The following is a 14,232-nucleotide window of genomic DNA, read 5'->3' on the forward strand; positions in this document are numbered from 1 at the left end:
TCCCTCTCGTTCCGGTCAGAAAACGAGCGACGGCCGGGCGGTGTTCCGTAAACGGCTTGTGGTCGACGTGGCGTCAACCACGACGATGGGCCCATGACCAGCATGATCACCGCGCTCGACCGCGACGGGTTCGTCGTGCTCGACGCGCTCCTCGACGCGGGCGAGCTGGCCGCCGTGCACGCCGCGGCGATCACCGCGCTGCGGGCGGCGGCCGACGACGGGCCCACCGGCACCGGCCACGGCATGCCGACCGGTCCGGCGATCGACGCGCTGGTCGCGGCGCCGCGGCTGCGGGCCGCCGTCGAGCACGTCCTCGGGGCCGGTGCGGAGTGCGCGGGCGTCGCCGTGCGGGCGCCCAACCCCGGCTACGGCGGCCAGGCGCTGCACGCGGACCTCGCCGGGCTGCCATCGGAGCAGCCGCAGGCCGTGGTGGCGATCGTGGCGCTCGTCGACGTCACCGAGCGGGGCGGCGCGACGCGGGTGGTGCCGGGCACGCACACCTGGCGCAAGCGCGCGCCCGCGAACACCCACGACCGCGTCCACCCCGGCGAGCGGCGCATCGCGCTGACGGCGGGCTCGGCGCTGGTGTTCAACGCGCACCTGTGGCACTCGGGCACCCGCAACGAGGGTGCGTACCGCCGCGATGCCCTCCAGATCACGTACCGGCGCCCGGCCGCCGACGTCACGTAGGTGGGGTCACCAGCCGCGCAGGTCCACCGCCCAGGTGTCGACGACCTCCTCGCCCTCGACCACCTGCATGCGCTCGTGCAGCGCCACCGTGGGGTCGACGTGCGCGGGCAGCACCCGGATGCGGTCGCCCACGGAGACGGGCTCGGCCGGCGCGAACGTCGTGTGCTCGTCGGAGCAGAACCACACCTGCCCGCCTGGAACGGTCGGGTTGCCGTGGTCCATGCCGAGCGACTTCAGGCCGACGTCGGCCGCCGCCCACCCGTCGCTCACCGAGATCACGGTGGCGAGCACGGTGAGCGCCTGCCGGAACGGGAGCCCTGCCGCGGTGTACGCGGTGTCCATCAGCGCGTACGAGCCGGCCTGCACCTCGTTCACCCAGGTGTTGACGGCGTACGTGCCGGTGCCGCCGCCGGAGATCAGCTCGCCGCCGACGTCGGCGTGCGCGGCCAGCAGCTTCGCCATGCACTCCTCGGTGTGCTTGGCGCGCTCGGCCTCGTCCGGGAACAGCATGAGGTGCCCCTCGTAACCCATCACGCCGCGCACCGTGAGCCCCGCCGCCCGCGCCCGGTCGGCCAGCGCCCCGGCCTTCTCCGGCGCGACTCCGCAGCGCGGGAGGCCCACGTTGACGTCGACGACCACTTCGCGGATCCCGCCCGCGACAGCCGCGGCGAGGGTCTCGTCCGAGTCGATCGCGAGGGTGATCCGCGCGTCGCCTGAATCAAGCAGTGCGCCGAGTCGGCGCGCGTCGAGCACCTCGTTGGCCAGCAGGATGTCGTCGCCGAGGCCGGCAGCGACCATGCCCTCGGCCTCGCGGATCGTCGCGACCGTGAACCCGGGGTGGTGCGCGGCCTGCAGCTTCGCCAGTGCGGTGGTCTTGTGCGCCTTGACGTGCGGGCGGCAGCGCGGGCCGGGCAGCGCGGCTGCCATGTCGGCGAGGTTGGCCGTGAGGTCGGCGGCGTCGACGAGCAGCGCCGGGGTGGTCAGGTCGTGCACCTTCATCCGAGCACTCGTTCCAGGTAGGGGTTGGTGAACCGGCGTTCGGGGTCGAGCCGGTCGCGCAGCGCCACGAAGTCGTCGAACGCGGGGTAGACGGTGCGCAGCTGCTCCGCGGTGCGGGTGTGCAGCTTGCCCCAGTGCGGGCGCCCGGACAGCGCCGTCATCACCGACTCGACGGCACCGAAGTACGCCTCGTGCGGCTGCCCGCGGTGGACGTGGACGGCGATGTAGGCGGTGTCGCGGCCGGACGACGTGGACAGCGGGATGTCGTCGGCGCCGAGGAAGCGCACCTCGACGGGGAACGTCACGGCCTGCCCGTGTCGCTGCGCGGCGGCCCGCAGCCCGGCCATGGCCTCGTGGATGGCGGCACGGGGCACCGCGTACTCCATCTCGAGGAACCGCACCCGGCGCGGGCTGCAGAACACGCCGTACGAGCGGTCGACGTACTCCCCCGCGGCCATCTGCGACGCCACGAGCCGGTTGATCCGCGGGACCAGCCGCGGCGCGGTCTCGCCCAGCTGGCAGGCCAGCGCGAACCCGGCGTTGCCGAGGAGCTCGTCACCGATCAGGCGCGCGGCGCGGCCGCGTTCGGGCCCGGTGGCCTCGGTGCGGTTGTTGCACTTGGTGGTCGCGACGTCCGTGTGCGGGAACCAGTAGAACTCGAAGTGCTCGTTGCCGGAGACGTGCGAGGCGAGGTCGCCCAGCACCGCGTCCAGCGGCAGGGTCTGCTCCACCGCCCGCAGCCGGAACGCCGGCACCGCCTCCAGCGTCACGCTCACGACGACGCCGAGCGCGCCCAGCCCGACCCGCGCCGCGGAGAACAGCTCCGGCCGCTCGGTCGGCGAGCAGTGCACGATCGAGCCGTCGGCCAGCACGATGTCCAGGGCGCGGACCTGCGCGGCGATGCACTGGTAGCCGGCACCGGTGCCGTGCGTGCCGGTGGCGATCGCGCCGGCGACCGTCTGCGCGTCGATGTCCCCGAGGTTCGGCAGCGCCAGGCCGTGCTCCCACAGCAGCGGGTTGAGGCGGCGCAGCGTGAGGCCGGCCGGCACCGTCACCAGCCGGGTCGCGGCGTCGACGCGCACCGAGCGCGGGTCGCCCGGCGCCACGACGGCCGCGCCGTCGGCCACGCCGATCGCGGTGAACGAGTGCCCCGAGCCCAGGGCCTTCACCCGCAGCCCGTCGCGGGCCGCGGCCTTGACGGCGTCGGCCACCTCGGCCGCGTCGCGTGCGACGATCGTGCGCACCGGATCGGTGCGCTGGTTACCCGCCCAGTTCCGCCAGCTCATCGCACTCCCTCGCTCGGGCTCAGGCGAGAGTGCGGCGCCCGCCCGACTTTGTCAAGTGACCAACTTCGAGGGGATCGCATGTACCCGATCGGCACCCCCGGCCGCCCCTGGACCTCGGCGGACGTCGACTCCTGGCGCGCGCTGCAGGCGCCCGTGCGCAGCTACGCGGCGGACGTGCTCACCGCCGTCGAGCGGCTCGGCACGCGTTACGACGTCCTGCAGTACGGCACCGCCGGCGGCCACCCGCTCCGCGCCCTGCGCAGCCGCGACTGGCGCGCCGACGAGCCCGCCGCGCTCGTCACGGGCGGTGTGCACGGCTACGAGACCAGCGGCGTGCTAGGCGCGCTGCGGTTCGCGGAGGAGGAGGCCGGCCGCCCGAACCTCCTCGTCGCGCCCTGCGTCAGCCCGTGGGCGCACGAGCGCGTGCAGCGCTGGAACGCCGACGCCGTCGACCCCAACCGCTCCTTCCGCACCGCGAGCCCGACCCCCGAGGCCGCCGCGCTGACGGCACTCGTCGACGAGCTCGACGTGCCGTGGCTCGTGCACGTCGACCTGCACGAGACCACCGACACCGACGAGTCGGAGTTCCGGCCGGCACTCGCCGCGCGCGACGGGGTCGCGTTCGTGCCCGGCCACATCCCCGACGGCTTCTACCTCGTCGACGACAGCGCGAACCCGCAGCCGGCGTTCCAGCAGGCGATCATCGCCGCCGTCGCGGAGGTCACCCACATCGCGCCCGCCGACGAGCACGGCGAGATCATCGGCTCCCCCGTCGTCGCGCCCGGCGTGATCGAGTACGACTTCGCGAAGCTCGGCCTCTGCGCCGGCATCACCGGCGCCCGCTTCACCACGACGACCGAGGTGTACCCGGACAGCCCGCGGGCCACCCCGGAGCAGTGCACCGCGGCGCAGGTGGCGGCGGCGAGAGCAGCGTTGCAGTACGCGGCGGCGCACACGGGCTGACGACGTCACACACCGCTGGGCCCGTTCACACACGTCCGGACGTGTGTGAACGGGCCCAGGGGTGTGTGACGTGGCTCCGGCCCCATCCCGGCCGGCGACCGGGCAGGATCTGGGCATGGCCAGCTCCGTCAGCGCAGACGTCCGCACCGAGATCCGCGACCGGGTCGCCGTCCTCACCGTCTCCGACCCGGCCCGCCGCAACGCGATGAACCTCGACATCGCCGCGAAGCTCGTCGCCGCCGTCGACGCCGCCGTGGCGGACGACGGGGTCGGCGCGATCGTCGTCACCGGGGAGGATCCGGCGTTCTGCGCCGGCGCCGACCTGGCCGAGCTGGCGGCGGCCGACCCGGACACCCTGCGCGCCGTGTACGGCGGGTTCGTCGCCGTCGCGCAGTGCCCGCTGCCGACGATCGCGGCGGTGAACGGTGCGGCCGTCGGCGCCGGGATGAACCTGGCCCTGGCCTGCGACGTCCGCCTCGCCGGTCCAACGGCGAAGTTCGACTCGCGCTTCCTGCAGATCGGCCTGCACCCTGGCGGCGGCTACACGTGGATGCTCACGCGCGCGGTCGGCGTGCAGCGCGCGGCGGCGATGTCACTGTTCGGCGAGTCGGCGGACGCGGCGGAGGCGGAGCGGATCGGGCTCGTCCACCGCGTCGTCGACGACGTGCTGGACGCGGCGGTCGCGATGGCCGCGAAGGCTGCCGCAGCACCGAAGGAGCTGACGATCGCCACCAAGGCCACCCTCCGCTCGGCAGCGGTGCTGGACACCCAGCAGGAGGTGCTGGAGATCGAGGTGGCCCGCCAGGCGGAGTCGCTGCGGTCGCCGCAGGCGCAGGAGCTGATCGCATCGCTGCGGGCCCGCATCAGCAAGGCCGGCGCGCGGTAACGATCGCGTTGCGCGTCCGCGAACACGTGGCTGTGACCTCCACCGAGCCCAGCGGACACTGCGGGTGTGTGCGAGCTAACCTCGATGTCGAAGGCCGCACGAAGCACGTCCGCCCTCGACCCCAGGACGACCTCGAATGACATCTGACACCGCCGTCGATCCCGCCTCCCCCGGGAGCGACGGAACCGAGGTGCTCCAGCGCGACCGCGTGGTCATCCGGTTCGCCGGCGACTCCGGCGACGGCATGCAGCTGACCGGTGACCGCTTCACCTCGGAGACCGCCGCGTTCGGCAACGACCTGTCGACGCTGCCGAACTTCCCCGCCGAGATCCGGGCGCCTGCCGGCACGCTGCCGGGGGTGTCGTCGTTCCAGCTGCACTTCGCGAACTACGACATCCTGACCCCTGGCGACCGCCCGGACGTGCTCGTCGCGATGAACCCGGCGGCGTTGAAGGCCAACATCGCCGACCTGCCGCACGGCGGCGTGCTGATCGTCAACACCGACGAGTTCACCAAGCGCAACCTGACGAAGGTCGGGTACGAGACGAACCCGCTCGAGGACGGCTCGCTGGAGGAGGCCTACCAGGTCCACCCGGTCGCGATGGCCACGCTCACGCGCGGCGCGCTGGAGGAGACCGGCCTGTCCAAGAAGGACGCGGAGCGGGCGAAGAACATGTTCGCCCTCGGCCTGCTGTCCTGGATGTTCCACCGCCCGTCGGAGGGCACCGAGCGGTTCCTGCGGGAGAAGTTCGCGAAGAAGCCCGAGATCGCCGAGGCGAACATCCTCGCCTTCCGGGCAGGGCACGCGTACGGCGAGACCACCGAGGCGTTCGCCGTCACGTACGAGGTGGCGCCGGCCAAGCTCGACCCCGGCACCTACCGCCAGATCACCGGCAACACCGCACTCGCGTACGGCCTCGTCGCGGCCGGACAGGTCACCGGCCTGCCGGTGTTCCTCGGCTCGTACCCGATCACGCCGGCGTCGGACATCCTGCACGAGCTGTCCAAGCACAAGAACTTCGGCGTCACCACGTTCCAGGCCGAGGACGAGATCGCGGGCGTCGGCTCGGCGCTGGGCGCCGCGTTCGGCGGCGCGCTGGGCGTCACCACCACGTCGGGCCCGGGCATCTCGCTGAAGTCGGAGACGATCGGCCTCGCGGTGGCGCTGGAGCTGCCGCTGCTGGTCATCGACGTGCAGCGCGGTGGCCCGTCCACCGGGCTGCCCACCAAGACCGAGCAGGCCGACCTGCTGCAGGCCATGTTCGGCCGCAACGGCGAGGCCCCGCTGCCGATCATCGCCCCGGCCACCCCCGGCGACTGCTTCAGCGCCGCCATCGAGGCCGCGACGATGGCCGTCACCTACCGCACGCCGGTGATCGTCCTGTCCGACGGCTCGCTGGCCAACGGGTCCGAGCCGTGGAAGGTGCCCGAGGTCCACACGCTGCCGAGCGTCGACCCGAAGTTCGCCACCGAGCCCAACGCTCCCGACGGGTCCGGCGAGTTCTGGCCCTACCTGCGTGACGACGACACCCTCGCCCGTCCGTGGGCGGTGCCGGGCACCCCCGGTCTGGAGCACCGCGTGGGCGGGCTGGAGAAGGCCGACGGGCGCGGCGCGATCTCCTATGACCCCGACAACCACGACCGCATGGTCCGGCTGCGCGCCGCCAAGATCGACGGCATCCCGGTGCCGGATCTCGAGGTGGACGACCCCGACGGCGACGCCGAGCTGCTCGTCCTCGGCTGGGGCTCCACGTACGGGCCGATCGGCGCCGGCTGCCGCCGCGTCCGCGCGCTGGGTCATTCGATCGCCCAGGCCCACCTGCGCAACCTCAACCCGATGCCGGCCAACCTCGGCGAGGTTCTCGGGCGCTATCGGCGGGTACTGGTCCCGGAGATGAACCTCGGCCAGCTGGCGCTGCTGCTGCGCGGGCACCACCTGGTCGACGTCAAGAGCTACACCAAGGTCTCCGGCCTGCCGTTCAAGGCCGAGGAACTCCAGGACCTGTTCCTGGACCACCTGGCAGGAGTGCACGCATGACCGCGCTGGATCTCGGGATCCCGTCCATCGGGGGTCTCGACGGCGTCCCGACCACCGACGAGAAGCAGACCGCCAAGGACTTCACCTCCGACCAGGAGGTGCGCTGGTGCCCGGGCTGCGGCGACTACGCCGTTCTCGCCGCCGTGCGCCAGTTCCTGCCCACCCTGGGGATCAAGCGGGAGAACACCGTCTTCGTCTCCGGCATCGGGTGCAGCTCGCGGTTCCCGTACTACCTCAACACGTACGGGATGCACTCCATCCACGGTCGCGCCCCGGCCATCGCGACGGGTCTCGCGGTCACCCGGCCCGACCTGTCGGTGTGGGTCGTCACCGGTGACGGCGACGCGCTCTCCATCGGCGGCAACCACCTGATCCACGCGCTGCGCCGCAACGTGAACCTCAAGATCCTGCTGTTCAACAACCGGATCTACGGCCTCACCAAGGGCCAGTACTCGCCCACCTCCGAGGAGGGCAAGGTCACCAAGTCGACGCCGTACGGGTCGGTGGACCACCCGTTCAACCCGATCTCGCTGGCGCTCGGTGCCGAGGCGACGTTCGTGGGCCGTGCGCTCGACTCCGACCGCAAGAGCCTCACCGCCGTGCTGCAGGCCGCCGCCGAGCACCGCGGCACCGCCCTCGTCGAGATCTTCCAGGACTGCCCGATCTTCAACGACGGCAGCTTCGACCTGCTCCGCAAGCCGGAGACCAAGGAGCAGCGGCTCATCCCCGTCACCCACGGCGAGCCGATCCGCTTCGGCCCTGCGCTCGACGACGGCCTGGGCTCGTACGCCGTCGTCCGCGAGGGCTTCGGGCTGGGCATCGCCAAGGTCGACGAGGTCGACGAGGCCGACATCGTCGTCCACGACCAGACCGACCACAACCTGGCCTTCGCGCTCTCCCGGCTGTCCGACCAGGACCTGAACCACACCGTCACGGGCATCTTCCGCAACGTCGTCCGCTCCACCTACGACGACGCCGCACGCGCCCAGGTCCAGCACGAACGCGACACCCGCCCGGCCGACCTCCAGGCGCTGCTCAACGGCCGCGACACCTGGACGGTCGTCGGCTGACCGACGTCACACAGCGCGCGGCCCCCTCACACGTCAGAACATGTGTGAGGGGGCCGCGCGCTGTGTGCGGTGGTCTCAGCCGGTGCGGTCGACCATGTACGTCGTGAGCGCCGACATCGCATCCACCGCGGGGCAGGCGGGGAGCTTGCCGAGCTCCGCGCGGGCCGCGGTGGCCTCGTCGGCGAGCGTCTCCCGGGCCTGCTCGATGCCGGTGCCCGTGCGGAGGATCGTCAGGGCCTCCTCGACCTCGGCGTCGTCCGTCAGCGGCTGCACCAGCAGCTCACGCAGCCGCTCGGCGCCCGCGTCGGTGCCGCGCAGCCCGTACAGGATCGGCAGCGTGTGCACGCCCTCGCGCAGGTCCGTGCCGGGGGTCTTGCCCGAGCTGTCGGAGGGCGAGGCGATGTCGATGATGTCGTCGGAGATCTGGAACGCGGTGCCGATGATCGCGCCGAACCGCTGCAGCGAGTCGATCTGCTCGGCCGTTGCGCCGGAGAACATGCCGCCGAACCGGCCGGACGTGGCGATCAGCGAGCCCGTCTTCTCCGCGATGACGGCGAGGTAGTGCGCGATGGGATCGTCGTCGGGCTTCGGGCCGCGGGTCTCCCGCATCTGCCCGGTGACGAGCTCGGCGAACGTCTCGGCGATGATCCGCACCGCGTCCGGGCCGAGGTCGGCGAGCAGCCGCGACGCGTGGGCGAACAGGAAGTCGCCGGTCAGGATGGCGACGCTGTTGTCCCAGCGCTGGTTGGCGCTCTGCGCGCCGCGCCGCATCGTGGCGGAGTCCATGACGTCGTCGTGGTAGAGCGTGGCCAGGTGCACCATCTCCACCGCGGCGGCGGCCGTGATGACGTCCGGCGACGCGGCCCGCGGGCCGACGTGCGCGGCGAGCAGCGTGAACAGTGGCCGGAACCGCTTCCCGCCCGCGTCGATGAGGTGCAGCGACGTCTCGGTGACGAAGTCGTACCCGGCGTGCACCTCGCGGTGCATCAGGTCCTCCACCGCCGTCATCCCGGCCCCGACGGCCGCGGCGAGCTGAGGATCGCCGAGCTCGACTCCTGCCACTGCGCTGTTCACACCGTCTAACCTACAAACCCGCCGGCGCCTGCCCAGCCCAAGGCCAGTGTGGGCAGGATCCCCAGCACCAGCGTGACGAGCACGCCGAGGGTGATGGCGGCCGTCGTGAACGCTCCCGGCACCACCACGGCCGGCCCGTCCTCCAGCGGTTCGCTGAAGTACATGAGCACCACGAGCCGCAGGTAGAAGAACGCCGCGATGGCGCTGGCCACCAGCGCGATGACCACCAGCACCGACATGCCGTCGCCCAGCGCAGCGGCGAACACCGCGAACTTGGCGGTGAAACCGCTGGTCAGCGGGATGCCGGCGAGGGCGAGCAGGAGGAACGTCATCACCCCGGCAACGACGGGCGAGCGCTTCGCGAGCCCCGCCCACGACGCCATGGTGGTGGCCTCGCCGTCGGCGTCGCGCACCAGGCTGATCACGCCGAACACCGCGACGGTGGTGAAGCCGTAGGCGAGCAGGTAGAACAGCGTGCTCGACGTGCCCTCGGCTGTGATGGACATCGCACCGAGGAGCAGGAAGCCGGCGTGCGCGATCGACGAGTACGCGATCATCCGCTTGACGTCGGACTGGGTGAGCCCGAGCACGGCACCGACCACCATCGAGACGATCGCGACGGCCCAGAGCACCGGCCGCCAGTCCCACCGCGCGTCGCCGAACGCGACGAACAGCACGCGCGCGATCCCACCGAACGCCGCCACCTTCGTGCACGCCGCCATGAACGCCGTGACGGGCGTGGGCGCGCCCTGGTAGACGTCGGGCGTCCAGGTGTGGAACGGGGCGACCGAGCCCTTGAACAGCAGGCCCACCACCAGCAGGGCCAGCCCGCCGAACAGCAGCGCGTCCGAGCGCGGCGAGGTGGCGAGCGCGGCGCCGATCTCGCCGAACCGCACCGAGCCCGCGTAGCCGTAGATCAGCGCGAGGCCGTAGAGGAAGAACGCCGAGGCGAACGCGCCGAGCAGGAAGTACTTGACCGCCGCCTCCTGCGACAGCAGCCGGCGGCGCCGCGCGAGCCCGCACATCAGGTACAGCGGCAACGACAGCACCTCGAGCGCGATGAACATCGTCAGCAGGTCGTTGGCCGCGACGAACGTCATCATGCCGCCGAGCGCGAACAGCACGAACGGGAAGACCTCGGTCTGCATCGTCGGCGCCTGGTCGGGCGAGCCGTAGCCGTGGTCCTCCGCATCGCCGGAGGCGGCGCTGATGGCCCGGCCACCGGCCGCGGCCCGCTCCATCGCGGACGCCACGAACGCGCCGCCGGGCTCCACCGAGCGGTCGGCGATGAGCAGGATGCTGCCCAGGCCGAGCGCCAGCAGGGTGCCCCACAGGAACATCGTCGGCCGGTCGACCGACAGCGCGCCGCCGATCGTGACCGCGTTGGTGTCGCCGACGGCGGTGAGCCCGTCCGCGGTGGCGGTGCTCGCGTGCACGCCGAGCGCGACCCCGGCGACGGCGATCGCGACGACCGACAGCGCCACCTGCACGGGCCAGCGCTGGTGGCGCGGCAGGAACGCCTCCACCAGCACCGCGGCGCAGGCCGCGCCGAGGATGATCAGGATCGGCAGCAGCGCCCCGTAGTTGATCGCGGGCGCGGTGAGCGGCGTCATCGGGTGGCTCCCACCGGGTCGACCAGACCCACTTCGGTCAGCGTGGACTGCACGGACGGGGTGATCACGTCCAGCACCGGGCCGGGGAAGAACCCGAGCAGCAGGATCAGCGCGATCAGCGGGGTCAGGACGGCGATCTCGCGCTTGCCGAGATCGGTGAACGCGGAGCCCTTCTCGGCGGCGACCGGGCCGAGCACCGAAACTCGGCCATCTGCCTGGTCCCGGGGGATGGAAGCCGGCGGAGCTTGCGGAGCCGGCGGGGTGGGTAGGAATGGTCCCTGCATCGTGCGCTGGTAGAGCCACAGCACGTACAGGGCGGCGACGATGATGCCGACGGTCGCGATGATCGCGAACACGGGCTCGCGCGGGAACGAGCCGATCAGCACCAGGAACTCGCTGACGAACGAGTTGGTGCCCGGCAGTGCCAGCGACGCGAGCACGGCCACGAGGAACGTACCGGCGAGCAGCGGCGCCACCTTGTGCACGCCGCCGTAGTCGGCGACCAGCGTGGAGCCGCCGCGCGCGATGAGCAGGCCGATGACGATGAACAGCATGCCCGTCGAGATGCCGTGGTTGACCATGTAGAGCGTCGAGCCGGCGAAGGCCTGCGTGGAGAACGCGAAGATGCCCAGCGCGATGTACCCGAAGTGGGCGATCGACGTGTACGGCACGAACCGCTTCATGTCCTTCTGGCCGACCGCCAGCAATCCCGCGTAGATGATGCCGATCACCGCGAGGACGAGCACCAGCGGCGCGAGCCGCTGCGAGGCCAGCGGGAAGAGCGGCAGGCAGTAGCGCAGGAAGCCGAACGTGCCGACCTTGTCGAGCACGCCCACCAGCAGCACACCGGCGCCGACGGGGGCCTGCTCACCGGCGTCGGGCAGCCAGGTGTGGAACGGCACCAGCGGCGCCTTGATCGCGAAGGCGACGAAGAAGCCGAGGAACAGCCAGATCTGCGTGGACTCCGGCAGGCTCGCGGCCAGCTGCTGCAGCTCGGTCCAGGTGAACGTGCCCTTGCCGAGGCTCTGCCCGCTCACGACGAACAGCCCGATCACCGACGCGAGCATGATCAGCCCGCCGAGCAGCGAGTACAGGAAGAACTTGATCGCCGCGTACTGCCGGCGCGGCCCGCCGAAGCGCCCGATGAGGAAGTACATCGGGATCAGCATGGCCTCGAAGAACACGTAGAACAGGAAGACGTCCGTGGCGGCGAACACCCCGACGAGCAGGCCCTGGGTGGCCAGGATCAGGGCCATCAGGCCCGACACCGTGCGGCCCTCGGGGAGCTTCTCCTCCCACGAGAAACCGAGCACGATCGGCACGAGCACCGCGATCAGCGCGAGCATCACCAGCGCGATGCCGTCGACGCCCAGGGCGAAGCGGGTGCCGAACGCGGGGATCCAGTCGACGGCCAGCTGCAGCTGGAACCGGGTGCCGGACGCGGCGGCGCCCACCGAGTAGGAGAACCACGCGACGGCCGTCAGGACCAGCTCGACGATCGCGAAGGCGAACGCGGTGAGCTTCGCGGCGCGCTGGTTGCCCGCCATCGACGCCACCACCGCCGCCCCCACCAGGGGGAGCAGCAGCAGGATCAGGAGCACGATGCCTCCGTTCATGCGAACCGCACCGCCAAGAGCGCCACGACGACGAGGAGCGAGCCCCCGAGCATCGACAGCGCGTAGGAGCGGACGAACCCGGTCTGCAGCTTGCGCAGCACCCCGGAGCTGCCGGTCAGCACCGACCCGGTGCCGTTGACCAGCCCGTCGACGCCGCGGTCGTCGGTGGCGACGAACCCGGCGGTGAGGGCGAGCCCCGGCTTCTCGAACAGCGCCTCGTTGATGGCGTTGGCGTAGAGGTCCCGGCGCGCCGCGCGCACCGGCCACGACACCGTCGCGGGCCGCTCGACCGGGGTCGGGCGGCGCCCGACGACCAGGTAGGCGATCAGCGCGCCGAGCGCGGAGAACCCGACGACGACCCACGGGACGATCGTGTGCGGCAGCGTGCCGGCGCTCGCCTCCGGTTCCTGCAGCTCACCGAGCGACGGCGTCAGCCAGTGCGCGAGCAGCTCGCCGTTGGTGAGCACGAAGCCGGCGAACACCGAGCCGACCGCCAGCAGGATCATCGGCACCGTCATCGACGCCGGCGACTCGTGCGGGTGGTAGTCGTGACCGTCCGGGCTCTTGAGGTCCTTCCAGCGCTCCTCGCCGAAGAACGTCATGAGCACGAGGCGCGTCATGTAGAACGCGGTCAGGCCGGCGGCCAGAGTGGCGGCGCCGCCGAACACCCAGCCCTGCCAGCTGCCCGTGTCGAACGCGGCCTCGATGATCGCGTCCTTGGAGAAGTAGCCGGACAGGAACGGGAAGCCGATCAGCGCCAGGTAGCCCAGCAGGAACGTGATCGACGTGATCTTCATGTGCTTGAAGAGCCCGCCGTAGTGGCGCATGTCGACGTTGTCGTTCATGGCGTGCATGACCGAACCGGCGCCGAGGAACAGCCCCGCCTTGAAGAAGCCGTGCGTGAGCAGGTGCACGATGCCCAGCGCGTAGCCGGCCGGGCCGAGACCCACCGCCAGGATCATGTAGCCGATCTGGCTGACCGTGGAGTACGCGAGCACCTTCTTGATGTCGTCGTAGGCGCAGCCGATGATCGCCCCGATCAGCAGGGTGATCACGCCGATCAGCGCGACGACCAGCCGTCCGGTCTCGGTGAGGTTGTAGATCGGGTTGGCCCGCGCGATCAGGTAGACGCCGGCGGTGACCATCGTCGCCGCGTGGATGAGCGCGGAGACCGGGGTCGGGCCCTCCATGGCGTCCGGGAGCCAGGCCTGCAGCGGGAACTGGCCCGACTTGCCGCACGCGCCGAGCAGCAGCATCACCGCGATCGCGACGATCACGCCGGGGCTCAGTTCACCGGCGCGGGCGAAGACCTCGGTGTACTGGACGGTGCCGAGGTTCGTCCACAGCAGGAAGATCGCGATCGCCAGGCCCACGTCGCCGACGCGGTTCATGATGAACGCCTTCTTCGCGGCCGTGGCGGCCGAGGGGCGGTCCTGGTAGAAGCCGATCAGCAGGTACGACGCCAGACCGACGCCCTCCCAGCCGAGGTAGAGCATCACGAAGTTGTTGCCGAGGACGAGCACGAGCATCGCCGCGACGAACAGGTTCAGCTGCGCGAAGAACCGCCGCCGGCCGGGGTCGTGGCCCATGTAACCGGTGGAGTAGATGTGGATCAGGGATCCGACACCGGTGATGAGCAGCACGAACGTCAGCGACAGCGGGTCGAGCCGTAGGCCGAAGTCGACGTGCAGCCCGGCCACGCCGATCCACTGGAAGAGCGACAGCTCACGGCTGCGCTGCGCCTCCGGCAGGCCGGTGGTCTCCAGGAAGATCAGCAGGCCGACGACGAACGATGCGACGACCGTCAGCACGCCCAGCCAGTGGCCCCAGCGGTCGGCCCGCCGGCCGAGGACGAACAGCACCAGCGCGCCCAGCGCCGGCAGCACGAACAGCAGCCAGGCCAGCGAGGCGACGCCTGTCGCGGCGCCGATCTCGGGAAGCTCAGTCGGCGGCACGGGCCACCCCCAGTTCGTTGATCAAGGGCAAAACGTCGCTAG

General features: G+C 71.6%; 11 protein-coding genes. 5 read left to right on the plus strand and 6 right to left on the minus strand.

All coding sequences use genetic code 11. The features are described 5' to 3' along the window. Positions 1-93: 93 nt before the first annotated feature. Positions 94-690, plus strand: a complete 597-nt coding sequence (locus tag ACQEVB_RS03440; RefSeq protein ID WP_432964814.1) for a phytanoyl-CoA dioxygenase family protein — start codon at positions 94-96, stop codon at positions 688-690. A 6-nt stretch (positions 691-696) separates the two neighbouring features. Here ACQEVB_RS03440 and ACQEVB_RS03445 read toward each other — a convergent pair whose 3' ends face one another. Together ACQEVB_RS03445 and ACQEVB_RS03450 are read right to left on the minus strand one after the other, a co-directional pair. Next, the gene (locus tag ACQEVB_RS03445; protein WP_432964817.1) at positions 697-1,689 is read right to left on the minus strand and encodes an alanine racemase; all 993 of its coding nucleotides are present in this window, start codon (positions 1,687-1,689) and stop codon (positions 697-699) included. Next, on the minus strand, positions 1,686-2,975 hold the full coding sequence (locus ACQEVB_RS03450; protein ID WP_432964820.1) for a D-arabinono-1,4-lactone oxidase: 1,290 nt from the start codon (positions 2,973-2,975) through the stop codon (positions 1,686-1,688). Before ACQEVB_RS03450 ends, ACQEVB_RS03445 begins: the two co-directional genes overlap by 4 nt. Before the next feature lie 78 nt (positions 2,976-3,053). Between ACQEVB_RS03450 and ACQEVB_RS03455 the strand changes: the two genes are divergently transcribed. The 4 genes from ACQEVB_RS03455 to ACQEVB_RS03470 all read left to right on the plus strand — a co-directional run bounded on the left by ACQEVB_RS03455 (position 3,054) and on the right by ACQEVB_RS03470 (position 7,932). Beyond that, positions 3,054-3,938: a M14 family metallopeptidase gene (locus ACQEVB_RS03455; protein WP_432964823.1), complete on the plus strand. Its 885-nt coding sequence runs from the start codon at positions 3,054-3,056 to the stop codon at positions 3,936-3,938. A gap of 115 nt (positions 3,939-4,053) precedes the next feature. Beyond that, the gene (locus ACQEVB_RS03460; protein ID WP_432964826.1) at positions 4,054-4,824 is read left to right on the plus strand and encodes an enoyl-CoA hydratase; all 771 of its coding nucleotides are present in this window, start codon (positions 4,054-4,056) and stop codon (positions 4,822-4,824) included. 136 nt (positions 4,825-4,960) lie between these two features. Further along, a complete protein-coding gene (locus ACQEVB_RS03465; protein WP_432964829.1) occupies positions 4,961-6,862 on the plus strand; it encodes a 2-oxoacid:acceptor oxidoreductase subunit alpha in 1,902 nt (633 codons plus the stop codon). After that, positions 6,859-7,932, plus strand: a complete 1,074-nt coding sequence (locus ACQEVB_RS03470) for a 2-oxoacid:ferredoxin oxidoreductase subunit beta (RefSeq protein ID WP_432964831.1) — start codon at positions 6,859-6,861, stop codon at positions 7,930-7,932. Before ACQEVB_RS03465 ends, ACQEVB_RS03470 begins: the two co-directional genes overlap by 4 nt. A 75-nt stretch (positions 7,933-8,007) precedes the next feature. On the opposite strand, the gene ACQEVB_RS03475 is transcribed toward ACQEVB_RS03470, so the two are convergent. From ACQEVB_RS03475 to nuoL, 4 genes are all read right to left on the minus strand, one after another. Then, complete coding sequence (locus ACQEVB_RS03475) at positions 8,008-8,940, minus strand: polyprenyl synthetase family protein (RefSeq protein WP_432980104.1); 933 nt, start codon at positions 8,938-8,940, stop codon at positions 8,008-8,010. Positions 8,941-9,011: 71 nt separating this feature from the next. Further along, positions 9,012-10,619 carry an NADH-quinone oxidoreductase subunit NuoN gene (gene nuoN / locus ACQEVB_RS03480; protein WP_432964834.1) on the minus strand — a complete coding sequence of 536 codons (1,608 nt, stop codon included), beginning with the start codon at positions 10,617-10,619 and terminating at the stop codon, positions 9,012-9,014. Beyond that, positions 10,616-12,235 (minus strand): NADH-quinone oxidoreductase subunit M, encoded by a 1,620-nt coding sequence (locus tag ACQEVB_RS03485; protein ID WP_432964837.1) that lies wholly within the window; start codon positions 12,233-12,235, stop codon positions 10,616-10,618. Before ACQEVB_RS03485 ends, nuoN begins: the two co-directional genes overlap by 4 nt. Then, positions 12,232-14,190 carry an NADH-quinone oxidoreductase subunit L gene (gene nuoL, locus ACQEVB_RS03490; RefSeq protein ID WP_432964840.1) on the minus strand — a complete coding sequence of 653 codons (1,959 nt, stop codon included), beginning with the start codon at positions 14,188-14,190 and terminating at the stop codon, positions 12,232-12,234. The genes ACQEVB_RS03485 and nuoL overlap by 4 nt, the downstream gene beginning before the upstream one ends. Positions 14,191-14,232 lie beyond the last annotated feature (42 nt).

The organism is Pseudonocardia sp. CA-107938 (genome assembly GCF_050936315.1).
Lineage (GTDB): Bacteria > Actinomycetota > Actinomycetes > Mycobacteriales > Pseudonocardiaceae > Pseudonocardia.